This window comes from Geodermatophilus nigrescens (genome assembly GCF_900129495.1).
In the GTDB taxonomy this organism is placed as follows: Bacteria; Actinomycetota; Actinomycetes; order Mycobacteriales; family Geodermatophilaceae; genus Geodermatophilus; species Geodermatophilus nigrescens.
Genome location: NZ_FQVX01000003.1, coordinates 583,168 through 605,146, shown reverse-complemented (window position 1 = coordinate 605,146; position 21,979 = coordinate 583,168). Strand labels below are relative to the sequence as shown.

General features: G+C 75.2%; 22 protein-coding genes. 7 read left to right on the top strand and 15 right to left on the bottom strand.

Annotation, left to right across the window (positions count from 1 at the left end; genetic code table 11):
- Positions 1-2: 2 nt before the first annotated feature.
- The 5 genes from BUE37_RS16640 to BUE37_RS16620 all read right to left on the bottom strand — a co-directional run bounded on the left by BUE37_RS16640 (position 3) and on the right by BUE37_RS16620 (position 4,535).
- The gene (locus tag BUE37_RS16640) at positions 3-881 is read right to left on the bottom strand and encodes a hypothetical protein (protein WP_083628782.1); all 879 of its coding nucleotides are present in this window, start codon (positions 879-881) and stop codon (positions 3-5) included.
- Positions 882-1,079: 198 nt separating this feature from the next.
- Complete coding sequence (locus BUE37_RS16635) at positions 1,080-2,303, bottom strand: NADP-dependent isocitrate dehydrogenase (protein ID WP_245794678.1); 1,224 nt, start codon at positions 2,301-2,303, stop codon at positions 1,080-1,082.
- Between the two features lie 56 nt (positions 2,304-2,359).
- Positions 2,360-3,313, bottom strand: coding sequence for a malate dehydrogenase (mdh, locus tag BUE37_RS16630; protein WP_073421465.1), 954 nt, complete (start codon positions 3,311-3,313; stop codon positions 2,360-2,362).
- A gap of 53 nt (positions 3,314-3,366) precedes the next feature.
- Positions 3,367-3,666 carry a DUF3017 domain-containing protein gene (locus tag BUE37_RS16625; RefSeq protein ID WP_073421463.1) on the bottom strand — a complete coding sequence of 100 codons (300 nt, stop codon included), beginning with the start codon at positions 3,664-3,666 and terminating at the stop codon, positions 3,367-3,369.
- Positions 3,666-4,535, bottom strand: a complete 870-nt coding sequence (locus BUE37_RS16620; RefSeq protein WP_073421461.1) for a bifunctional methylenetetrahydrofolate dehydrogenase/methenyltetrahydrofolate cyclohydrolase — start codon at positions 4,533-4,535, stop codon at positions 3,666-3,668. Before BUE37_RS16620 ends, BUE37_RS16625 begins: the two co-directional genes overlap by 1 nt.
- 101 nt (positions 4,536-4,636) lie before the next feature.
- Between BUE37_RS16620 and BUE37_RS16615 the strand changes: the two genes are divergently transcribed.
- Complete coding sequence (locus BUE37_RS16615; RefSeq protein WP_245794676.1) at positions 4,637-5,239, top strand: hypothetical protein; 603 nt, start codon at positions 4,637-4,639, stop codon at positions 5,237-5,239.
- A gap of 146 nt (positions 5,240-5,385) precedes the next feature.
- On the opposite strand, the gene BUE37_RS16610 is transcribed toward BUE37_RS16615, so the two are convergent.
- From BUE37_RS16610 to BUE37_RS16570, 9 genes are all read right to left on the bottom strand, one after another.
- Complete coding sequence (locus BUE37_RS16610) at positions 5,386-6,015, bottom strand: pentapeptide repeat-containing protein (protein ID WP_073421460.1); 630 nt, start codon at positions 6,013-6,015, stop codon at positions 5,386-5,388.
- Positions 6,015-7,568 carry a bifunctional phosphoribosylaminoimidazolecarboxamide formyltransferase/IMP cyclohydrolase gene (gene purH / locus BUE37_RS16605; RefSeq protein WP_073421459.1) on the bottom strand — a complete coding sequence of 518 codons (1,554 nt, stop codon included), beginning with the start codon at positions 7,566-7,568 and terminating at the stop codon, positions 6,015-6,017. The genes BUE37_RS16610 and purH overlap by 1 nt, the downstream gene beginning before the upstream one ends.
- Positions 7,565-8,173, bottom strand: a complete 609-nt coding sequence (gene purN / locus BUE37_RS16600) for a phosphoribosylglycinamide formyltransferase (protein WP_073421457.1) — start codon at positions 8,171-8,173, stop codon at positions 7,565-7,567. The genes purH and purN overlap by 4 nt, the downstream gene beginning before the upstream one ends.
- A 47-nt stretch (positions 8,174-8,220) precedes the next feature.
- Positions 8,221-9,405, bottom strand: coding sequence for a cell division protein PerM (locus BUE37_RS16595; protein WP_073421455.1), 1,185 nt, complete (start codon positions 9,403-9,405; stop codon positions 8,221-8,223).
- A 148-nt stretch (positions 9,406-9,553) separates the two neighbouring features.
- Positions 9,554-10,633, bottom strand: coding sequence for a hypothetical protein (locus BUE37_RS23965; RefSeq protein ID WP_073421453.1), 1,080 nt, complete (start codon positions 10,631-10,633; stop codon positions 9,554-9,556).
- Positions 10,634-10,823: 190 nt separating this feature from the next.
- Positions 10,824-11,702, bottom strand: coding sequence for a succinate--CoA ligase subunit alpha (gene sucD / locus BUE37_RS16585; protein ID WP_073421452.1), 879 nt, complete (start codon positions 11,700-11,702; stop codon positions 10,824-10,826).
- Between the two features lie 33 nt (positions 11,703-11,735).
- On the bottom strand, positions 11,736-12,896 hold the full coding sequence (gene sucC / locus BUE37_RS16580; protein WP_073421450.1) for an ADP-forming succinate--CoA ligase subunit beta: 1,161 nt from the start codon (positions 12,894-12,896) through the stop codon (positions 11,736-11,738).
- 104 nt (positions 12,897-13,000) lie between these two features.
- Positions 13,001-13,360 (bottom strand): cobalamin B12-binding domain-containing protein, encoded by a 360-nt coding sequence (locus BUE37_RS23960; RefSeq protein ID WP_073421448.1) that lies wholly within the window; start codon positions 13,358-13,360, stop codon positions 13,001-13,003.
- Entirely contained in the window at positions 13,357-14,430 is a 1,074-nt protein-coding gene (locus BUE37_RS16570) for a hypothetical protein (protein ID WP_139253012.1), read from the bottom strand. The genes BUE37_RS23960 and BUE37_RS16570 overlap by 4 nt, the downstream gene beginning before the upstream one ends.
- 317 nt (positions 14,431-14,747) lie before the next feature.
- On the opposite strand from BUE37_RS16570, the gene BUE37_RS16565 reads away from it, so the two are divergent.
- Together BUE37_RS16565 and BUE37_RS24865 are read left to right on the top strand one after the other, a co-directional pair.
- Complete coding sequence (locus tag BUE37_RS16565) at positions 14,748-15,569, top strand: lipase family alpha/beta hydrolase (protein WP_245794675.1); 822 nt, start codon at positions 14,748-14,750, stop codon at positions 15,567-15,569.
- A 188-nt stretch (positions 15,570-15,757) separates the two neighbouring features.
- Entirely contained in the window at positions 15,758-16,672 is a 915-nt protein-coding gene (locus BUE37_RS24865) for a M23 family metallopeptidase (RefSeq protein ID WP_281248091.1), read from the top strand.
- A 164-nt stretch (positions 16,673-16,836) separates the two neighbouring features.
- On the opposite strand, the gene pcrA is transcribed toward BUE37_RS24865, so the two are convergent.
- Positions 16,837-19,128 carry a DNA helicase PcrA gene (gene pcrA / locus BUE37_RS16555; protein WP_073421446.1) on the bottom strand — a complete coding sequence of 764 codons (2,292 nt, stop codon included), beginning with the start codon at positions 19,126-19,128 and terminating at the stop codon, positions 16,837-16,839.
- Between the two features lie 247 nt (positions 19,129-19,375).
- On the opposite strand from pcrA, the gene BUE37_RS16550 reads away from it, so the two are divergent.
- From BUE37_RS16550 to BUE37_RS16535, 4 genes are all read left to right on the top strand, one after another.
- Complete coding sequence (locus BUE37_RS16550; protein WP_073421445.1) at positions 19,376-19,639, top strand: chorismate mutase; 264 nt, start codon at positions 19,376-19,378, stop codon at positions 19,637-19,639.
- A 65-nt stretch (positions 19,640-19,704) separates the two neighbouring features.
- Positions 19,705-20,274, top strand: a complete 570-nt coding sequence (locus BUE37_RS16545) for a carboxymuconolactone decarboxylase family protein (RefSeq protein ID WP_217651286.1) — start codon at positions 19,705-19,707, stop codon at positions 20,272-20,274.
- Positions 20,271-21,185: an RNA polymerase sigma factor SigJ gene (gene sigJ / locus BUE37_RS16540; RefSeq protein WP_073421443.1), complete on the top strand. Its 915-nt coding sequence runs from the start codon at positions 20,271-20,273 to the stop codon at positions 21,183-21,185. The genes BUE37_RS16545 and sigJ overlap by 4 nt, the downstream gene beginning before the upstream one ends.
- A gap of 9 nt (positions 21,186-21,194) precedes the next feature.
- On the top strand, positions 21,195-21,929 hold the full coding sequence (locus tag BUE37_RS16535; RefSeq protein WP_073421442.1) for a PIG-L deacetylase family protein: 735 nt from the start codon (positions 21,195-21,197) through the stop codon (positions 21,927-21,929).
- The last annotated feature ends 50 nt before the right edge of the window (positions 21,930-21,979 follow it).

Below are 21,979 nucleotides of genomic sequence, written 5' to 3'. Positions count from 1 at the left end.
CCTCACGACCGCAGCGCCGCGACCACCCGGGCGACGAGCGCCTCCGGGTCGCGGAGGTCCGCGGCGGTCACGAACACCACCCTCCAGCCGGCCGCCGTCAGCCGGTTGAGACGCCGCCGGTCCCGGGCCAGCTGCTGAGGCGCGCCGTGCCAGGCCCCGTCGTACTCGACGGCGAGCCGCTGGTCCGGGAACGCCAGGTCGACGCGGGCGACGAAGCCCCCCTCGGCGTCCCGCACCGTGTACTGCGGCACGGGAGTGAGACCTGCCAGGGCGAGCAGCACCCGCAACCGCGACTCCTGCGGCGACTCCGCGCGTGGGTCGGCGAGCTCGACGGCCCGGCGCGCACGCCGGATCCCGCGGGACGAGGGCGGAGCGGCGAGGGCGTGCTGCAGCTCGGCGCGGGTGACGACGTCGCGGGCCAGGAGGACGTCCAGGGCGACGACGGCCTCCGCGAGCGGCTCGTCCCGCGCCAGGTCGAGCGCCGTGCGCGTGGCACTCGTGCACCGGCGTGTCCGGACCTCCACGACGTCGGTGGACGGGAGCGCCACCTGGCGCACACGGAGCCCGGCGACCGGCCCGAAGCGCACGCCCGTCGGGACCGACACGTCCACGGGTGCCGCAGTGTCGGCGAGCTCGACGGCGCCGTGCAGCCACGCCGCCGTCCGCCCGCTGAGGACGGCCGCCGGTGGCATCAGCAGCAGGGCGCCCCGGACACGGACGCCGACGTCGTCGGGCAGTGCGGCGTCGGCGTAGACGCCGCGGTACAGGCGCCTCCAGGCGCTGCTGCGCAGGGCGGCCGGCGTCAGCAGGCCCAGGCGCACGGCGTCGGCACCGCGGAAGACGCGACCGCGCAGGCGCTCGGGGCGCAGGGGCGGGGGCACCCGAGGAGCGTCCCCGAGCGGGCCCGCCGACGTCGGCGCCGTCCACAGGCCGCAACTACGGGGAAGTCGTCGTCTGTAGGGCCCGGTGGACAGCGACTTCCCGGGAGTCGTTGCAGGAGTTCGGCCCCCGGACGCGCAGCGGCCCCCTCACCCGGGGGCGAGGGGGCCGCTGGAGAGCTCAGCGCGTCAGCGCACTGCTCAGGCCATGGCCTTCTGCAGGTTGCTGTCGATAGCCGCCAGGAAGTCCTGGGTGGTCAGCCACGGCTGGTCCTTGCTGATCAGCAGCGCGAGGTCCTTGGTCATCTGACCGCCCTCGACGGTGTCGATGCAGACCTTCTCGAGGGTCTCGGCGAACCGGGTGACCTCGGGGGTGCCGTCCAGCTTGCCGCGGTGGGCGAGGCCCCGGGTCCAGGCGAAGATCGACGCGATCGGGTTGGTCGACGTCTCCTTGCCCTGCTGGTGCTGCCGGTAGTGGCGGGTCACCGTGCCGTGGGCGGCCTCGGCCTCGACCGTGCGGCCGTCCGGGGTGGCCAGTACCGAGGTCATGAGGCCGAGCGAGCCGAAGCCCTGCGCGACCGTGTCGGACTGGACGTCGCCGTCGTAGTTCTTGCAGGCCCAGACGTAGCCGCCCTCCCACTTGAGGGACGCGGCGACCATGTCGTCGATGAGCCGGTGCTCGTAGGTGATGCCGGCCGCCTGGAACTGGTCCTTGAACTCGGCCTCGAAGGTCTCCTCGAAGATGTCCTTGAACCGGCCGTCGTAGGCCTTGAGGATCGTGTTCTTCGTGGACAGGTAGACCGGGTAGCCGCGCGAGAGGCCGTAGTTCAGCGAGGCGCGGGCGAAGTCGCGGATCGAGTCGTCGAGGTTGTACATCGACAGCGAGACGCCGGCGCCGGGCGCCTGGAAGACCTCGTGCTCGATCGGCTGCGAGCCGTCGTCCGGGGTGAAGGTGACGGTCAGCTTCCCCGAGGTGGGGAACTTGAAGTCGGTGGCGCGGTACTGGTCGCCGTAGGCGTGGCGGCCGACGATGATCGGCTTGGTCCAGCCCGGCACGAGCCGCGGCACGTTCTGCATGATGATCGGCTCGCGGAAGATCACGCCGCCGAGGATGTTGCGGATCGTCCCGTTCGGGGAGCGCCACATCTTCTTGAGGCCGAACTCCTCGACCCGCGCCTCGTCCGGCGTGATGGTGGCGCACTTGACGCCCACGCCGTGCTTCTTGATCGCGTTGGCGGAGTCGATCGTGACCTGGTCGTCGGTGGCGTCGCGGTGCTCGATGCCCAGGTCGTAGTACTCCAGGTTCACGTCGAGGTACGGCAGGATCAGCTGGTCCTTGATGAACTGCCAGATGATCCGGGTCATCTCGTCGCCGTCGAGTTCGACGACGGTGCCCTCGACCTTGATCTTGCTCACGTCAGACATTCCCTCTCTGCAGCCCCGGCCCGTCGGGCCGGGAGTCGGTCAGGTCGCGGTCGCTCTCACATGTCCGCGACGTCGGCCTGCTTGGCACGCACCGCCTCGGCGGCCTCGCGCAGCCCGGCCAGCTCGCTGTCGGTCAGGTCCCCCTCGACCACCCGGCGCACACCCCCGCGGCCGATCTCCGCCTCGACGCCGAGGTACACGCCGGAGATCCCGTACTCGCCGTCGACCCACGCGCACACCGGCATGACCGCGCCCGAGTCCTCGATGACGGCGCGGGCCATGCGGGCCGCGGCCGCCGAGGGCGCGTAGTACGCCGAGCCGGTCTTGAGCAGCGCCACGACCTCGGCGCCGCCGTTGCGGGTGCGCTGCACGAGGTGCTCGACGCGGTCGGGGGCCATCACGTCGGCCAGCGGCTTGCCGTCGACGGTGCAGCGCGAGGGCACCGGCACCATCGTGTCGCCGTGCGAGCCCAGGGTCAGGGTGCGCACCGAGGAGACCGGGACGCCGAGCTCCTCGGCGACGTTGTTGGTGAACCGGGCGGTGTCGAGCATCCCTGCCTGGCCCATGACCCGCTCCTTCGGGAAGCCGGTGGCGAGCTGGGCGAGGGCGGTCATCTCGTCGAGCGGGTTGCTCACCACGATGACGACGGCGTCCGGCGAGCTCTGCGCGATGTTCTCGGCGACCGAGCGGACGATGCCGGCGTTGGTCTCGATGAGGTCCATGCGGCTCATGCCGGGCTTGCGGGGCAGGCCCGCGGTGACCACGACGACGTCGGAGCCCTCGGTGCCCTCGTAGGAGCCCCCGCCGACGCCGACGACGCGCGTCTCGAAGCCCTCGATCGGGCGTGACTGGTTGATGTCGAGGGCCAGGCCCTCGGGCTTGCCCTCGACGATGTCGGTGAGCACGACCGTCTCGAAGACGTCGTACTCCGCCAGTCGCAGGGCGGTGGTGGAGCCGTAGAAGCCGGCACCGACGACGGTGACCTTGCCGTTCCTGGGCTGCTCTGCCATGGGCGTCAACCTAGACCCGGGACCCCCGCGGCCGCGCCCGCGGGCCGGTCCGCTCAACTGCCCGGCACCAGGACGGACAGCACCGTGACCGCCACCCCGGCCCCGGCCATGAGGACGACGTCGACCGGGCGGCTGCGGACGGCGAGGAAGCCGACCCGCCGCACCGGCAGCACCAGCCGCAGCACCGCGGCGCCCACCAGCGCCAGCCCGACCACCAGCAGGCCGCGCCGCCAGTGCTCCAGCGCGACCATGCCCAGCCCCACCGCGACCGCGACCAGGACCGCGAACAGCGGCAGCTGGCGCAGCAGTCCGGCCAGGAACGGCCGGCGCGTGTAGAGGGGCGGCCGGCTCATCAGGCGGTGAGCACCTCGGCCGCGACGGCGCGCTCGGCGGCGAGCACCACGTTCTGCAGCAGCATCGCCCGCGTCATCGGGCCGACGCCGCCGGGGTTGGGCGCCACGTGGCCGGCCACCCCGGCGACGTCCGCCGCCACGTCGCCGGCGATCTTCCCGTCGACCCGGCTGACCCCGACGTCGAGCACCGCGGCGCCCGGCTTGACGACGTCGGCCGTGACCAGCCCGGGCACGCCGGCCGCGGCGACGACGACGTCGGCGCTGCGCAGGTGGGCGGCGAGGTCGCGGGTGCCGGTGTGGCAGAGGGTCACCGTGGCGTTCTCGGTGCGCCGGGTGAGCAGCAGCCCGAGCGGCCGGCCGACGGTGATCCCGCGCCCGACGACGACCACCTCGGCGCCGGCCACCGGGACGTCGTACCGGCGGAGCAGCTCGACGATGCCGACCGGCGTGCACGGCAACGGCCCGTCGACGCCGAGCACCAGGCGGCCGAGGTTGGTGGGGTGCAGCCCGTCGGCGTCCTTGGCCGGGTCCATCGCCTCGAGGACGGCGTACTCGTCGACCTGGCGGGGCAGCGGGAGCTGGACGATGTAGCCGGTGCAGGCCGGGTCGGCGTTGAGCTCCTCGACGACGCCGAGGACGTCGGTGAGCGTGGCCGTGGCCGGCAGCTCGCGCTGGATGCTGGCGATGCCGACCTGCGCGCAGTCCGAGTGCTTGGCGTTCACGTACCAGCGGCTGCCCGGGTCGTCGCCGACCAGCAGGGTGCCCAGGCCCGGCCGGCGGCCGGCCGCGGTGAGGGCCTCGACCCGCGCGGTGAGCTCCTGGCGGATCGTGGCGGCGGTGGCCTTGCCGTCGAGGATCGTCGCGGGCACCCCGACAGTGTGCCGGAGTCGTCCCCGGCGGGGCCCTCCCGGCCCTACGCTCGCGGCGGCGCCTCCCCGGCGCCGTCCCGCCCGCCCCGCGAGGAGTGCCGATGAGCGAGCCCGACCCGTCGACCCGGCAGATGCCCGCCGCGCAGGCCGGTGGGTGGCGGGAGCAGACGGCGCCGGGGGCCGGCGGCTCCGGGGCGCACGGCTACGCCGGGACGGGCGAGAACTACTACACCTCGCCCAACTACTCGACCCGGCCGGTGGCGGTGCGCCGGCCGGCGTCGCTCGCCGGGCTGCTGTGCATCCTCGCCGGGATCGCCGCCGGCATCAGCGTGCTGCTGCGCTGGCTGGCCGACACCCCCGACCGCGGCTGGGACCTCGTCGGGCGCGGGTTCACCGAGCTCGGCGACGGTCTCTCGCAGCTGACGTCGTCGGGCTTCTGGCAGCCGCTGGCCGTGGTGCTCGGCGGCGCGGTGCTGTTCGTGCTGGGCATCCTGCTGTGGCTGCCGGCCCGCACCCACCGCACGCTCGGCGTGCTGGCGCTGTTCGTCAGCGCCCTGGCGATCGCGGCGGTGCTCGTCCCGCTGGCCCGCGAGGAGTGGGACGCCGGCCGGTTCGCCCTCGGCTTCTGGTTCGGCTGCGCCGTCGGCGTCCTCGGCCTGCTCGGCGCCCTCTGGGCGATGCTCAAGGGCCCCAAGTACCGGTAGGGGTGAGCCGCCCTGCGGGGACGGCGGCCCGTCCGCGGGGCCGGAGGCTCCCGGTCGGGACGTCGTGACGGGGCTCCGCGCAGCAGGGGGACGGCACCTGGCCGCGGTGGAGGCCGGTAGGCCGACCAGGTGTCACGGCGAGTCACCTATTCGACTCTCGCGCCGAGGGACTGCGTCACCTGGACGGCCTGGGGCAGGTCGAGCCGGACGCCGGTCAGCTCCAGGCCGCGCCACGGCCACGCCTCGGTGGCCGCGCCGCGCAGGTCGGCCCCGCGCAGCTTCGCGCCCTGCATCCGCGCCCGGTCGAGGTCGGCGCCGGTGAGGTCGCACTCGCGCAGGTCGGCGTCGGTCAGGTCGGCCTCGCGGAACCGCTGGCCCGACAGGTCGGTGCCCGACAGGTCCGCCCCGCGCAGCGACGTCCAACTCCAGTCGCAGTCGGTGCTGGTCAGCGGCCGCAGCGTCGCGCCCGGGAAGTGCGAGCCGGTGAGCTTGCAGCCGTCCCACACGACGTCGATGAGCCGCGCGCGGTCGAAGCGGCAGGACAGGAACGCCGACCCGCGGTGCCGCGAGCCGCTCATCCGCACCCCGGTGAGCACGCAGGAGTCGAACACGCAGCGCCGGGTGACCAGCTCGGTCAGGTCCGCGTCGTGGAACCGGCAGCGGGTGAACGTGACGCCCTCAAGCTCGGCGCCCCACCAGTCCACGGAGGAGAGGTCGGCGTCGGTGACCTCGGCGTCGTCCTCCGGGGGCCGGACGTGCGGCCGCGACCCCGGCATCAGTGGGCGAAGTGGCGGGTCCCGGTGAGGTAGAGCGGCACGCCGGCCGCGCTCGCGGCAGCGACGACCTCCTCGTCCCGCACCGACCCGCCCGGCTGCACCACCGCGCGCACCCCGGCGTCGAGGAGCACCTGCAGGCCGTCGGCGAAGGGGAAGAACGCGTCGGAGGCGGCCACCGACCCGGCGGCCCGCTCCCCCGCCCGCGAGACCGCCAGGCGGGCGGAGTCCACCCGGTTCACCTGGCCCATGCCGACGCCGACGGTCGCCTTGTCGTGGGCGAGCAGGATCGCGTTGCTCTTCACCGCGCGCACCGAGCGCCAGGCGAACACCAGGTCGTCGAGGCCCGCGGCGTCCAGCGGCTCCCCGCAGGCGAGCGTCCACGTCGTCGGGTCGTCGCCGGCGGCGTCGATCCGGTCGGCCGTCTGCAGCAGCAGCCCGCCGCTGACCGGCCGCATCTCGACCGCGGGCCGCGCGGCGCCGTCGAGCCGCAGCAGCCGGATGTTCTTCTTCGCCGTCAGCACGCCGACCGCGTCCTCGGTGAACGACGGCGCGACGACGACCTCGGTGAACACCCCGGCCACCTGCTCGGCCATGGCGAGGTCGACCTCGCGGTTGGCGGCGATGACCCCGCCGAACGCCGAGACCGGGTCGCAGGCGTGCGCCTTGCGGTGCGCGGAGGCGATGTCGGCGCCGACGGCGATGCCGCACGGGTTGGCGTGCTTGATGATCGCGACGCAGGGGTCGTTGTGGTCCTGCGCGGCCCGCCAGGCGGCGTCGGTGTCGACGTAGTTGTTGTAGGACATCTGCTTGCCGTGCAGCTGCTCGGCGTGCGCGAGGCCCGGCGTCCCGCCGCGGTAGAGCGCGGCCTGCTGGTGCGGGTTCTCGCCGTAGCGCAGCACGTCGGCGCGCTCCCACGAGGCGCCGACCCACGCGGGGAACGCCGACTCGTCGTCGGGTGCGAGCACGCTGCCCATCCAGGAGGCGACGGCGACGTCGTAGCTCGCGGTGTGCCGGAAGGCCGCCGCGGCGAGCCGCTGCCGCTCGGGGAGGGTGAACCCGCCCGCGGTGACGGCGGCGAGCACGTCGCCGTAGCGCGCCGGGTCGACGACGACGGCCACCGACGGGTGGTTCTTCGCCGCGGCACGCACCATCGCCGGGCCGCCGATGTCGATCTGCTCGACGCACTCGTCGGGCGTCGCGCCCGAGGCGACGGTCTCGGTGAACGGGTAGAGGTTGACCACGACGAGGTCGAAGGGCGCGATGCCGAGCTCGTCGAGCTGCGCTGTGTGCTCGGGCTTCCGGCGGTCGGCGAGGATGCCGGCGTGCACCGCCGGGTGCAGGGTCTTCACCCGCCCGTCGAGGCACTCGGGGAAGCCGGTGACCTGCTCGACCGGGGTGACGGCGATGCCGGCCTCGGCGATGCGGCGGGCGGTGGCTCCCGTGCTCACCAGCTCGACGCCGGCGTCGGCCAGCCCGCGGGCGAGCTCCTCGATCCCGGTCTTGTCGTACACGCCCAGCAGGGCTCGGCGCACCGGGGTCCGGCTCTCGGTCATCGCGCGCTCTCCTCCGTCGTCCCGGTGACGAGTCGCGCCACCGTCTCCACCAGGAGCGTGCGCTCCACGGCCTTGATCCGTTCGTGCAGTCGGTCCTCGTCGTCGCCGGGCAGCACCGGCACCTCGCGCTGCGCCAGCACCGGGCCGGTGTCCACGCCGGCGTCGACGAGGTGGACCGTGCTGCCGGTGACCTCCGCGCCGGCGGCCAGGGCGTCGCGGACGGCGTGCGCGCCCGGGAACGCCGGCAGCAGCGCGGGGTGGGTGTTCACCAGCCGGCCCTCGTAGCGCGCCAGCACGGCGGGGCCGACGATCTTCATGAACCCCGCGGAGACCACCCAGTCGGGACGGTGCGCGGCGATCGCGTCGGCCAGCGCGGCGTCCCAGGCGGCCCGGTCGGGGAAGGCGCGCAGCGGGACGGTGAAGGTGGGCAGGCCGCGGCGGCGGGCGTGCCCGAGGCCGGCGGCGTCGCGGTCGGCGCCGACGGCGACGACCTCCGCGGGGTAGCCGGGGGCGTCGGCGGCGTCGAGGAGCGCCGCGCACAGCGACCCGGTGCCCGACAGCAGCACCACGACCCGCGCCCGCGCGGGGGATGGAGCGGCCGGCACGCCGCCGACCCTAGACGGCGGCCCGTTCCTGCCCGCCGGACGGGGCGTCAGTCCCGCGCCCGCCAGCGGGCCACGGCCGCCGCGAGGGCCGCGGCGATGCCGGCCTGCAGCGCGACGGCCAGCGCGGTGGCCGCCGGCGGCGCCCCGACGTCGGCCAGCGCGCCGTCGCCCAGCGAGCCGCCGGCGACCGCGACGGCCAGCCCGGAGGCGACCCCCAGCAGCAGCCCGGCGAGGACGCCCCACAGGCCCGCGGAGACCGAGCCGCCGTCGTCGTCGCCCATCCGGCGGCCGAGCACCGTGCCGGCCGCGAGGCCGGCCAGCGCGGGCACCGCCTGCGAGGCGAAGGCCAGCAGGGGCACGGCCTGGGTGTCGGGGAGCGCGGCCAGCAGCGGCAGCGCGGGGACCGGGCCGAGGCTGACCCCGTGCACGGAGACGACGGTCGCCGCGCCGACGGAGAAGCCCGGCCCGGCGGCGACCCCGAGGGCCGCGGCGGCGGCGTTGGGCAGCAGCAGCGCGCCGAGCGCCAGGAGCCCGAGGACGCCGGCGGCCGACCCGCCCAGCGACTCCTCGACCGCCGCGTACCCGGCGGCGTCGGCGCCCACGGCGACCGCGACCACCGCGCAGCACAGCCCGCCGGCGGCGAGCAGGCCCGCCAGGACGGCCGGCAGCAGGGGCCGGACCGGCCCGGGCAGCCGGTCGAGGGCGGCGTCCGCCAGGCCGCTCTCCCGCAGCACGCCCCAGCCGCCCGCCACCAGCGCGAGGACCGCCGCACCGGCCCCGCAGCGCAGCAGGTCGGTGCGCGCGCCGGGCCCGTCGACGGCGAGCGCCAGCAGCACGGCGAGCAGCGCGTGCACCGCCACGACGGTCGCCACGACGACACCGGCCCCGCCGGCCCCCGCCGGCCCGGTCACGCGGGTGACCCCGCGTCCCGCGCGGGACAGACCGACGGCGACGGCGAGGGTGAGCAGCAGCGGGGCGAGCACGACCGGCCCCGACCCGAGGTCGAGGCCGCCGCCGTTGGCCAGCAGCCACAGCCGGCCGGCCACCCGGACCGACCCGCCGACGGGCAGCCCGCCGGTGGGGTCCAGCGCCTGGACGACGACGACCGCGAGGCCCAGGCCGACGAGGCCGAGCAGCGTCACCGCCGCGGTGGCCGCGACCGCCAGCCCGGCTCCGCGTGCGGCCGACTGCTGCCGGCCGGGGACGGGCAGGCGTGCCAGCAGGGAGACCACGTCCCCACTGTCGCAAGCGCGGCGGCCGGACGCCGGTCGCACGCGCCGGGACCGGGTCCCGGACGCCGACGAGGGCCGGCGGCGGGTGCCGCCGGCCCTCGTCGGGACGGGTGCGTCCGGGGACGCGGTGCTCGCGTGCGCGCTCAGCTCAGGGCTGGCCCTGGCCCGAGGCGCTCGAGCCGCCGGGCTGCCGGCCCGGGTCGGTGGCCGGGGACGGGGTGGCGGGCTGGGCGCCGTGCTGGCCGTGCTGCTGGCCCGGCTGCTGGCCCGGCTGCGGCTGCCCCCACTGCTGGCCCGGCTGGCCGTAGGGGGCCGGCTGGCCGTACTGCCCCGGCTGGCCGTAGGGCTGGGGCTGCCCGTAGGGCTGCGGCTGGCCGTACGGCTGCGGCTGGCCGTAGGGGCCGGGCTGCCCGGAGGACGCGGGCGGGCCGGGGTTGGTGGACGAGCCGTGCTGGCCGAACTCCGGCGCCTGCTGGTTGGCCCACTGGGCGGCCCCGGCGACGGCACCGGGGAGCGCCGGGCGGTTGCGCAGCTCCGGGATCAGCCGCAGGACGGCGACGGCGGTGACCGCGGCGGTCACCAGCAGCGCGAGCAGCCCGACCAGGCTGAACTCCCAGTCGAAGGTCTGGATCCAGGCGATCAGCGTGAGCAGCAGCGCGAGCCCGGCCAGCGCCACGGTGACCCAGCTGCGCGGGAAGCCCAGGCGCAGCTCGGTGACCGCCGGCAGCAGCGCCCAGACGGCCGCCGCCAGCAGCAGGATGAAGCTGAAGGTGACCAGGCCGCTGAACGAGAAGCCGTTCACGTTGTAGTCGGTGGAGAAGTAGCTGTCGTCGAAGTCGATCCACGGCAGGATCGCCAGGACGAGGAACAGCAGCGCACCGGCGGCGACGACGTAGTCGGCCACCTTGAGGCGCTTGAGGTCGAGGCCTGCGCCCGCCGGGCGCGGGGGCTGCCCCCACGGCTGGCCGTAGGGCGGCTGCTGGCCGTACGGGCCCTGGGGCTGCTGGCCGTACGGGGGCTGCCCCTGGGGCGCGCCGTACGGCGGCTGCTGCCCGTAGGGGGACTGCTGGCCGTAGGGCGCCTGCTGCCCGTACGGCTGCTGGCCGTACGCGGGCTGACCCTGGGGGGCGCCGTACGGCGGCGGCGGCTGCTGCCCGTACCCCGGCTGGCCGCCCGGACCCGGCTGGCCGGGGCCCCCGGGCTGCTGCGGCGGCTGACTGGACGTCATGGTTCGGCTCTCTCTCGTTCCTGGGTACGGCGTCGCGGATGCTCTCCCCCGCCGTCGCGGGGCTGCAACCCCGCCACGCCCACGCCTCCCCACGAAGGGGCGGGATCGTGACCGGGCCGCGACGGGGCCCCGACGAACGGAACTGCCCCGGCTCCTGGACAGGGGCCGGGGCAGTTCGCGGGGATGGCGGTCAGGCGCCGACGAGCTCCCGCATGAGGCGGGCGGTCTCCGACGGCGTCTTGCCGACGCCGACGCCGGCGGCCTCGAGGGCCTCCTTCTTCGCCTGCGCGGTGCCTGCCGAGCCGGACACGATCGCGCCGGCGTGGCCCATCGTCTTGCCCTCGGGGGCGGTGAAGCCCGCGACGTAGCCGACGACGGGCTTGGTGACGTTGGCCTTGATGAAGTCGGCCGCGCGCTCCTCGGCGTCGCCACCGATCTCGCCGATCATCACGATGGCCTCGGTCTCCGGGTCGTCCTGGAAGGCCTGCAGCGCGTCGATGTGCGTGGTGCCGATGACCGGGTCGCCGCCGATGCCGATGGCGGTGGAGAAACCGATGTCCCGGAGCTCGTACATCATCTGGTAGGTCAGCGTGCCGGACTTGCTGACCAGCCCGATCTTGCCCTGCTGGGTGATGTTGGCCGGGATGATGCCGGCGTTCGAGCGCCCGGGGCTGATCAGGCCCGGGCAGTTCGGGCCGATGATCCGCGTCGAGCTGCCCTGGGCGTGCGCCCAGAAGGCGGTCGAGTCGTGCACCGGGATGCCCTCGGTGATGACGACGGCGAGCCCGATCTGGGCGTCGATCGCCTCGATGACCGCCGCCTTGGCGAACGGCGGGGGCACGAAGATGACGCTGACGTCGGCGCCCGTCTCCTTCATCGCCTCGGCGACGCCGCCGAACACCGGCACGCTGGCGCCCTCGAAGTCGACGCTGGTGCCGGCCTTGCGGGGGTTCACGCCGCCGACGATCGCGGTGCCGGAGGCCAGCATGCGCTGCGTGTGCTTGCTGCCCTCCGAGCCGGTCATGCCCTGGACGATGACCTTGCTGTTCTCGTTGAGGAAGATCGACATCTCTTCAGGTCCTGTCGGGAGTCGGGACGGCGATCAGGCGGCGAGCTCGGCGGCCCGGCGCGCGGCGCCGTCCATCGTGTCGACCACGGTCACCAGCGGGTGGTTGGCCTCGGCGAGGATCCGGCGGCCCTCCTCGACGTTGTTGCCGTCGAGCCGGACGACCAGCGGCTTGGTCGCCTCGTCGCCGAGGATGCCGAGGGCGGAGACGATGCCGTTGGCCACGGCGTCGCAGGCGGTGATCCCGCCGAAGACGTTGACGAAGACGCTCTTCACGGCCGGGTCGGAGAGGATGATCTCCAGGCCGTTGGCCATGACCTCCGCCGAGGCGCCGCCGCCGATGTCGAGGAAGTTGGCCGGCTTGACGCCGCCGAACTCCTCACCGGCGTAGGCGACGACGTCGAGGGTGCTCATGACCAGGCCGGCACCGTTTCCGATGATCCCGACCTCGCCCTCGAGCTTGACGTAGTTGAGGTCCTTCTCCTTGGCGCGCGCCTCGAGCGGGTCGGCGGCGGCGGTGTCCGCGAGCTCGGCGTGCTCGGCGTGCCGGAAGGCGGCGTTCTCGTCGAGGGTGACCTTCGCGTCGAGCGCGAGGACGGTGCCGTCGGGCGCCTTGGCCAGCGGGTTGACCTCGACGAGCGTGGCGTCCTCCTTGCTGAAGACCTCCCACAGCTGCACGGCGATGGCGATCACCTGGTCGCGCACCTCGGGGGCGAACCCGGCGGCGTCGACGATCTCGGCGGCCTTGGCCTCGTCGACGCCCTTGCCGGCGTCGACCGGGATCCGGGCGAGGGCCTCGGGGCGCTCGACGGCGAGCTGCTCGATCTCCATGCCGCCCTCGACGCTGGCCATGGCCAGGAAGGTGCGGTTGGACCGGTCGAGCAGGTAGGAGAAGTAGTACTCCTCGGCGATGTCGCTGGCCTGGGCCACCATCACCTTGTGGGTGACGTGCCCCTTGATGTCCAGCCCGAGGATGTCCTGGGCGCGCGCCTTGGCGTCCTCCGCGTTGTCGGCCAGCTTGACGCCGCCCGCCTTGCCGCGCCCGCCGGTCTTGACCTGCGCCTTGACGACGACGGTCTGCCCGATCTCGCGGGCGATCGCCTCGGCCTGCTCGGGTGTCTCGGCGACGCCGCCGGGGAGCACGGGCACGCCGTGCGAGGCCAGCAGGTCACGCGCCTGGTACTCGAAGAGATCCACGGACAGGCACCGTAGCCCCCGTGAAACCGGCCTGCCGCACCGGCGGTGGGTGCCGTGCGCGGGGTCACATGCTCCCGGGTGGGCCTCCCGGCCGGGCCCGCAGGTCAGGCGCGCCGCAGCGCTGCGACGACGTCGTCGGGTGGGGTGCCGTCGGGGAACCGGAGGACGCCGGCGGGCGGCTCGCCGTCGTCGCCGAGGACGAAGACGGTCACGTCGTCGGCGCCGTCGCCGGCCAGCCGGCCGAGCAGCCCGGCGAGCAGCCGGGGAGGCGCGCCGGCGAGGCCGACGGCGTCGGCGTCCTCCTGGACGACGGTGGCGGCCAGCCGGTCCGGCGACGCGGGCACGCCGGTGAGGACGACCTCGGCCCCGGCGTCGCGCAGCGCCCGCGCGAGCGCGACCGCCCGCGGGTCGTCCTGCCCGTCCGGGCCGGCGACGACGACGCGCAGCCGCTCGACCGGGGTCACGCGGCGGCGCGGCGCAGCCGCCAGGCCAGCACGGTGAGCAGCGCGTAGCCCAGGCCGGCGGCGAGCAGGCCGGCGCCGGGGACCGTCCACTCGAGGTCGTCGGAGGTGACGGCGTCGCGCAGGCCCGCGAGGGCGGCGGCGAGCACGGTCACCGCGACGGCCAGCAGGCCACCGACGGCGGCCAGCCGCGGGCGCAGCGAGGGCGCGAGCACCGAGGCGAGGACGACGGCGCCGGCGAGCAGCAGGCCGCCGAGGAGGGCGAGGCCGGGCCGCTCGAGCAGCGCCTGCGGTCCCTGCTGCTCGACGACGACCTCGAGGCCGGTGGAGGGGTCGTCGACGAGCCGGTCGGGGACGTCGGCGGCGGGCAGCGCCAGGCACAGCACGGTGAGGACGCCGAGCAGCACCGCGGCGCCGGCGAGCCCGGGGCGGGCGGGGTCGAGCGCGCCGCGGTCCTCCATGACGGTGCGGCCCCACGACGCGGCGGCGAGGGCGCCGGCGAGCACGGTCAGGGCGAGCGCGGCGACCGAGAGCCACCAGCCGGCGCCGGTGGTCACGGAGCTGGTGAGCACCCGCTCCCCCGCGAGCACCTCGATGCCCGGGCGCACGGTGGAGCTGCTGCCGCGGTAGACCTCGATGAGCAGCGAGCCCAGGGCCAGCGCGCCGCCGACCCCGGCGTAGGCCAGCCCCAGGCGCGGCACGCGGCCGGCAGCGAGGCCCGCACCGACGGCGATCGACGCCACCGGGACGAGCAGGCCCACGAGGACGGCGCCGAGGCCGCGGCCGAGGACGAGCTCCTGCCCGCCGACGACGAGGTAGGACGGGAACAGCGCGGCGATCCCGGCCAGGCCGGCCAGCACGAGCGCGACACCGGCGGCGCGGGCGACCGGCGGGACGTCGCCGACCACCAGCCCGTCGGCGGGGACGGGGGCGGCGGGGGTGCGCGGCGTCCGGCGGTCCCCGGCGGGCCGGTTGCCGGTGCCGCGCCGTCCGGGGCCGTCGGCGGAGGCGGCGCGCCGGGCGGTGGCGCCGCGCGTGCGGTCGTCACGGGCGGAGCGGTCGCGGCCGGCCACGGTTCCCCCTTCGTCGCGATCCGATCGTCGTCCTGTGATCGTCGCGGTCGTGTCATCGCGTCTTCGTCGAGATGTGTTGCGATCCGGCCTCGATCTCGTCGAGACGCGGCGCTCGTCGTGTGACCGTGGCCACACACGGGCATTACCGTCAGGTGAACGGAGCACAGCAGTGGTGCTCCGGCCGCCGACGGGACCCAGGTCCCTGGACCAGGCCGGTGGCCGACAGACGGGAGGACCTGTCCATGCGCACGACCGGTTATCGGGGGCCCGGTCCAGAGTCGCACACGGGCGAGGTCTCCTCCGGGACGCCACGGGGCGTGCTGCGGGCGCTGGCGACGCCGGCCACGGTGACCGGCGGCATCGCCGAGCTGGCCTGGGTCGGCGCCCACGTGCTCATGTACCCGCTCGGTACGCGCACCGAGGCGCTGCGTCCCGACGTCCGCTGCCGCCCGGGCGAGCAGTCGCCGTCGGTCCGGGCCCTGTTCGCCGCCGACCCCCTGGCCGCCCGCATCCCGGTGCTGCTGGTGCACGGCCTGGTCGACAACCGCTCGATCTTCACCCTGATGCGCCGTGGCCTGCGCCGGCGCGGCTTCGCGCAGGTGTGCACCTGGAACTACAGCCCGCTGCTCGGCGACGTGGCCGAGGGCGCCCGTGACCTCGGCGAGCACGTCGAGCGGATCTGCGCGCAGACCGGGCACGACCGGGTGCACGTCGTCGGGCACAGCCTGGGCGGCCTCATCGCCCGCCACTACGTCCAGCTGCAGGGCGGCGGGCGGCGCGTGGAGTCGCTGACGACGCTGGGCACCCCGCACGGCGGGTCGGTGCTGGCCCACCTGCTGCCGACGCCGATGGTCCGCCAGCTGCGCCCGGGGTCGGCGGTGCTCGAGGAGCTCGCCGCGCCCGCGCCGCAGTGGGACACCCGGATGACCGCCGTCTACAGCGACCTCGACCAGCTGGTCATCCCCACGCGCAACGGCCGGTGCGACCACCCCGACCTGCGGGCGCGCAACGTGCTCGTGCGGGGCCTCGGGCACATGACGCTGCCGTTCTCCCGGGTCGTCGTCGACGAGGTCGCGGCCACCCTCGCCGGCCTGCGCCCCGTCGCGACGCCGATGGACGTCGCGGCCGCCGTCGCCTGACCGGTCACCCTCGGGAGACATGGCGACACGCAGCGTCGCCTACCGCGGTACGGACTGACGGAACGTTACGGTCCGATCACGGCGCCGGTACCCACCGGCGGGCGTCCACTGGACGCCTCCACCGCCGTCGCTCACCCGACGGACCGCTGCACCTCGTGGTCCCGGGAGCGGAGACGAAGGGGATCTGCGTGACCGCGCTCCTCGAGCCTGCCGCCGGCCGCGCGTCGGCCGAGCTGGAGGCGACCGGCCGCATCCCGGGCCTGCGCCCGGTGGCCGCGGTGCCGCCGCCGCGCACGGCGTCCGTCCCGGCCGTGTCGCCCGCGACCGCCTCCGCTCCCGCCGTTCCCGCCCCGGCCGCGCCGGTCACCTCTCCCGCCGCTCCCGCCACCCCGGCGCCGGCCGCCGAGCCCGCTGCTGGGCCCGCCCGGTCCGCCGAGCCGGCCGCGCGCCTCGCCGTCCGCCGTCCTCCCGGCCGCCGCGGCGGCATGTGGCTCGGCGCGCTGGTCGCCGGTGCGCTCGTGGCCGCCGTCCCGACCTTCACCGGCAACGAGCCGCAGCCGGTCACCGCGAGCGCCGCCGACTACGGCCTGGGCGCCGCCGACATCGGCTTCTCCGGCGGCCTGGACGAGGCCGGCGCCCGTCGCGGGATCACCGAGGCCGAGGCCGCCGTCCGGCTGTCCGAGCTGGCCGCCTCCCGCGCGGCCCGCGAGCCGGAGACCGTGCTGCCGACGTCGGGTCGCATGACCACCTGCTTCTGCCAGCGCTGGGGCTCCATGCACTGGGGCCTCGACCTCGCCGCCCCGCTGGGCACGCCGATCTACTCGGCCACCGACGGCGTCGTGCTGCGCGCCGGGCGCGCGTCGGGCTACGGCAACGCCGTCTACATCCAGGACGCCGACGGCAACGTGCACATCTACGGGCACATGCGCTACTACGACGTCTCGGCCGGCGACATCGTGCACGCCGGCGACCAGATCGCGAAGGTCGGCAACGAGGGCCAGTCGACCGGGCCGCACCTGCACTACGAGATCCACCGCGGCGGCATGACCGGCCGCCCGATCGACCCCGAGGAGTGGCTCGCCGACCGCGGCGTCGCCATCTGATCTCCGTTGCCGGTGTTCCTCGCGGATCGCCGGCCCTGCAGCACCCGCAACGCCCCAGGAACGCCGGCACTGCGCCGCTCCTGGGGCGTTGCCCGCGCCCCCGGAGCCCCGCAGGACCCCGGGAGGACGAGGGACACCCCAGGAGGTGCGGCGGACGCCCGCCGCTAGAGCTTGACGAGCGGGGCGTAGCGCAGGACGAGGCGCTTGGTGCCGCCGGAGCCGAAGTCGACCGTGGCCTGCGCCTTCTCCCCCACTCCGTTGACCTCGACGACGGTGCCCAGGCCGAACGCGTCGTGGCTGACCCGGTCGCCGACCTCGACGGAGATCACCGCCCGGTTGCCGCGACCGCCGCGCAGGCCGCCGGTGGACAGGCCCGTGGCCGCCACCCGCTGCTGCGCGGACCCGGTGCTCGGCGCCGGCGTCGGGTCGGTGCGCGCCCAGTGGACGGTGTCGCCCGGCAGCTCGTCGAGGAAGCGCGACGGCGGGTTGTAGGCCGGCTGGCCCCAGCTCGTGCGCACCGTGGCGCGGGAGAGGAACAGCCGCTGCTGCGCCCGCGTGATGCCCACGTAGGCCAGCCGGCGCTCCTCCTCCAGCTCCTTGGGGTCGCCGAGCGCGCGCAGGTGCGGGAAGACGCCGTCCTCCAGCGCGGTGAGGAAGACGACCGGGAACTCCAGCCCCTTGGCGGTGTGCAGCGTCATGAGCGTGACGACGCCGGCCTCGTCGCCGGTGACGGGCACCTGGTCGGCGTCGGCCACGAGCGAGACCTGCTCGAGGAAGTCGGTGACCGTGCCGCCGGGGTTGGTGGCCTCGAACTCGGCGGCCACCGAGATGAGCTCGTTGAGGTTGTCGACGCGGCCCTCGTCCTGCGGGTCGGTGCTGGCCTCGAGCTCGGCGAGGTAGCCGGTGCGGTCGAGGATGCTCTCCAGCAGCGCGGCCGGCCCGGAGCCGGTCTCCACGAGCTGCTCGAACTCCTCCAGCAGCGTCACGAACTCCTGCAGCGCCTTGAGCGAGCGCGGCGCCAGGGTGGTGATCTCCCCGCACCGGCGCAGCGCCGTCGCGAACGCGATCCGCTCCCGGTCGGCGAACTGCTCGACGCAGGACTCCGCCTTGTCACCGATGCCGCGCTTGGGCGTGTTGATCACGCGGCGCAGGCTGACGACGTCGGCCGGGTTGGCGACCACCTTCAGGTAGGCCAGCGCGTCGCGGACCTCCTTGCGCTCGTAGAAGCGCACCCCGCCGACGACCTTGTAGGGCATGCCGACGCGGATGAACACCTCCTCGAACACCCGGGAGGCGTTGTTGGTCCGGTAGAAGACGGCGATGTCGGCGGGCCGGGCCTTCCCCTCGTCGACCAGCGCGTCGATCTGCTCGGCGACCCAGGCGGCCTCGTCGTGCTCGTTCTCGGCGACGTAGCCCTCGATCAGCTCGCCGTCACCGGCGTCGGTCCACAGGTTCTTGGGACGGCGGCCGGTGTTCTTCGCGATGACGGTGTTCGCGGCCTTGAGGATGCGCTGCGTGGAGCGGTAGTTCTGCTCCAGCAGGATCGTGGTGGCCTGCGGGTAGTCGCGCTCGAACTCGTCGATGTTGCGGATCGTGGCGCCGCGGAAGGCGTAGATCGACTGGTCGGCGTCACCGACGACGCACAGCTCGCCGGGCGGGACCGGCCCCTCCCCCGTGCCGACCAGCTCGCGCACCAGGACGTACTGGGCGTGGTTGGTGTCCTGGTACTCGTCGACCAGGACGTGCCGGAACCGGCGCCGGTAGTGCTCGGCGACGTCGGGGAAGGCCTGCAGCAGGTTGACCGTCGTCATGATCAGGTCGTCGAAGTCCAGCGCGTGCGCCTCGCGCAGCCGCCGCTGGTAGAGCGTGTAGGCCTCCTTGAGCACCTTCTCCGGCGCCGTCTGGGGGTCGAACGACTCCTCGTCGACGAGCTCGTTCTTCAGGTTCGACACCTGGGCGGTGAGGCTGCGGCCGGGGTAGCGCTTGGCGTCGAGGTCGAGGTCGCGCGCGACCATCGTCATGAGCCGGACCGAGTCGCCCTGGTCGTAGATCGTGAACGACGACTTGAGGCCGAGCTTGGCCGCCTCGGCGCGCAGGATGCGCACGCACATCGAGTGGAACGTGGACACCCACATGGCGCGGGCGCGCGGCCCGACGAGCTGGGCCACCCGCTCCTTCATCTCACCGGCGGCCTTGTTGGTGAACGTGATCGCCAGGACCTCGCCGGGCTGCACGCCGCGCGCGCCGAGGAGGTAGGCGATGCGGTGGGCCAGCACGCGGGTCTTGCCCGACCCGGCGCCGGCCACGATGAGCAGCGGGCCGCCCTCGTGGACGACGGCCTGGCGCTGGGGACCGTTGAGTCCGGCCAGCATGCGGTCCAGTTCCCGGCCGGCCGAGCCGGGAGCGGAACGCTGGAGCGCGGCGGTTCCGGGGAGGGCCTGCTGCACGCTGCTCATAGCCACACCACTGTAGTTCGACCGGGTGACGGTCCCGGCCGCCGTCGGACCCCCTGGGGACGGGGACCGGCGTGTGTCACACTCGACGACGTGCTGCTCGCCACCGTCAGCTTTTACTACGGGCACCGGGTTCCGGTGTCCGTAGCCGCTGGCTGAGCAGCCGCCGCGACGAACGCCCCGGGCCCGAGGAGCCCGGGGCGTCTCTCGTTCCTGGGCCCGGAGGCTCCCGCCCCGCCAGGAGACCGAGATGAACGCCACCAGCACCCCCGCCGACGAGCGCATCGCCGAGCTGCGCGGGGAGATCGACGCCTGCGACGCCGAGCTGATCCGGCTCGTGCAGCGCCGCCTCGCCGTGTCGCAGGAGATCGGGCAGCTGCGCCGGGACTCCGGCGGCACCCGGCTCTCGCTCGCCCGCGAGCAGCAGGTCATCGCCCGCTTCCAGGACGCCCTGGGTGCCGACGGCGCCGCGCTCGGGATGATGCTGCTCCGCCAGGGGCGCGGCCGCCTCTAGCGCCGGTGTCACGGATCGGCCGGCTGCGTCGTCCGGAGGGCATGCCCCGACGAGAGGACGCCGCCGTGACCGGGACCCGCACCGCCCGCATCCCGCTCGACCCGCCGCGCACGCTGCTCACCCGCGTCGTGGACCTGTACTCGCGCCGCCGGTACGGCGCGCGCCTGCAGCCCGCCGCCGCGATGGGCCACCACCCGCGCCTGCTGCTCACCGAGCTGCGGCACGAGCAGGCCCTCGCCCGGTGGGACCGGCTCGACCCGACGCTCAAGGCGCTGGCCGTCATGTCGTCGGCGGTCACCATCGGCTGCTCGTGGTGCGTGGACTTCGGGTACTGGGTGAGCCCGCAGGACGGCGTCGACCCGGCCAAGGTGCGCGCCGTGCCCTCGTGGCGCACGAGCGACGCGCTCACCGACCGCGAACGGCGGGTCGTCGAGTACGCCGAGGCGATGAGCACCACGCCGCCCGGCGTCACCGACGGGATGGTGGAGGCGCTGCGGCGCGAGCTGGGCGAGGCGGCGCTGGTCGAGCTGACGATGATGGTCGCCGTGGAGAACAGCCGGTCGCGGTTCAACGCCGCGATGGGGCTGCACAGCCAGGGCTTCCGCGACCGCTGCGACGTCCCGGCCGGGACGTGACCGACCCGCTGCCGCCGTTCGACGCCGCCCGGCGGCTGCTGTTCGGCGTCGCCTACCAGATGCTGGGCAGCGTCGCCGACGCCGAGGACACCGTGCAGGACGCCTGGCTGCGCTGGTCGGCGGCCGACCGGGGCGACGTCGCCGACCCGCGCGCCTGGCTGGTGCGGACGACGACCCGCCTGGCGCTCGACCGGCTGACCTCCGCCCGGGCCCGCCGCGAGACCTACGTCGGCCCGTGGCTGCCCGAGCCGCTGCTCACCGGCGGGGCGCTTCCCTCCACGGGGTCCGCCACGGCGCCCGACCCGGCCGACGAGGTGGCGCTCGGCGAGCAGGTGTCGCTGGCGCTGCTCGTCGTCCTGGAGACGCTCTCCCCCGCCGAGCGGGCCGTCTTCGTGCTCCGCGAGGTGTTCGGCCTGCCGGCGGCCGAGGTGGGCGCGGCGCTCGGTCGCTCGGAGGCCGCCGTCCGGCAGCTCGCCCACCGGGCACGCGAGCACGTCGAGGCCCGACGACCCCGGTTCGACGCCGACCGCCGCGCCCACCGCGAGGTGACCGAGCGCTTCCTCGCCGCGTGCCTCGGGGGCGACGTCGGCGCGCTGCTGGCGGCCCTCGCCCCCGGCGCCGTGCTGGTCACCGACGGCGGCGGGCGGTCCAAGGCGGCGCTGCGGCCGATCACCGGCGCGGACAAGGTGGCCCGCTTCCTGGCCGCGGTCGCCTCCGGCGGGGCGGCGCTGCCCGGGCTGCGGATGGAGCTGGCCGACGTCAACGGCCTGCCCGGCGTGGCGGCGTGGACCGACGCCGGGCCGTTCGTGGCGGTGTCGCTGGGCGTCGCCGACGGGCTCGTGCAGCAGGTCCTCGTGGTGCTCAACCCCGACAAGCTGTCCGGACTGGGGGCCGGTGCGGCCCCCGCATAGGCTCCGCCGGTGACCGCACCGCCGCCCCGCAGGCCCGCCGAGCACGTCGAGCGCGCCCTCTGCGTGCTCGCCCACCCCGACGACGTCGACTTCGGGAGCGCCGGGACGGTGGCCACCTGGGCCGCCGCGGGCACCGAGGTGACCTACCTGATCGTCACCGACGGCGACGCCGGCGGCTTCGACGACACCCCGCGCGACCGGATGGGCCCGCTGCGCCGCGAGGAGCAGACGGCGGCGGCCAAGGCGGTCGGCGTCACCGACGTCCGCTTCCTCGGCTACCCCGACGGCCGGCTCGAGCTGACCCTCGACCTGCGCCGCGACATCTCCCGGGTGATCCGGCAGGTGCGGCCGCAGCGGGTGCTCACCAGCTCGCCCGAGCGGTACTACGAGCGGATCGGCGCCAGCCACCCCGACCACATGACGGTGGGCGAGTCGACGCTGCGCGCCGTCTACCCCGACGCCCGCAACCCGTTCGCCTTCCCCGAGCTGCTGGGCGAGGAGGGGCTGGAGGCGTGGACGGTGTCGGAGGTGTGGCTGGGTGCCAGCCCGCGCGCCGACCACGCCGTCGACGTGACCGACGTCGTCGAGCTCAAGTTCGCGGCGCTCAAGAGCCACGTGTCGCAGGTGGGCCACCTCGACGACCTGGAGGCCTTCGTCACCGGGTGGATGGCGCAGAACGCCCGCACCCACGGCCTCCCGGACGGCCGGCTCGCCGAGACCTTCCACGTGGTGCACACCGCCTGACGACGCGGACGGGGCCGGCCCCCGGAGGGACCGGCCCCGTCGTGTCGGGC

Coding starts and splice junctions, on each gene's coding strand:
- mdh (WP_073421465.1), bottom strand. CDS start 3,313: ATGGCAGAGCAGCCCAGGAACGGCAAGGTCACCGTCGTCGGTGCCGGC.
- BUE37_RS16550 (WP_073421445.1), top strand. CDS start 19,376: ATGAACGCCACCAGCACCCCCGCCGACGAGCGCATCGCCGAGCTGCGC.
- BUE37_RS23965 (WP_073421453.1), bottom strand. CDS start 10,633: ATGACGTCCAGTCAGCCGCCGCAGCAGCCCGGGGGCCCCGGCCAGCCG.
- BUE37_RS16635 (WP_245794678.1), bottom strand. CDS start 2,303: ATGTCTGACGTGAGCAAGATCAAGGTCGAGGGCACCGTCGTCGAACTC.
- BUE37_RS16610 (WP_073421460.1), bottom strand. CDS start 6,015: ATGCCGGGGTCGCGGCCGCACGTCCGGCCCCCGGAGGACGACGCCGAG.
- BUE37_RS16625 (WP_073421463.1), bottom strand. CDS start 3,666: ATGAGCCGGCCGCCCCTCTACACGCGCCGGCCGTTCCTGGCCGGACTG.
- sucD (WP_073421452.1), bottom strand. CDS start 11,702: ATGTCGATCTTCCTCAACGAGAACAGCAAGGTCATCGTCCAGGGCATG.
- BUE37_RS16615 (WP_245794676.1), top strand. CDS start 4,637: ATGAGCGAGCCCGACCCGTCGACCCGGCAGATGCCCGCCGCGCAGGCC.
- purH (WP_073421459.1), bottom strand. CDS start 7,568: ATGACCGAGAGCCGGACCCCGGTGCGCCGAGCCCTGCTGGGCGTGTAC.
- pcrA (WP_073421446.1), bottom strand. CDS start 19,128: ATGAGCAGCGTGCAGCAGGCCCTCCCCGGAACCGCCGCGCTCCAGCGT.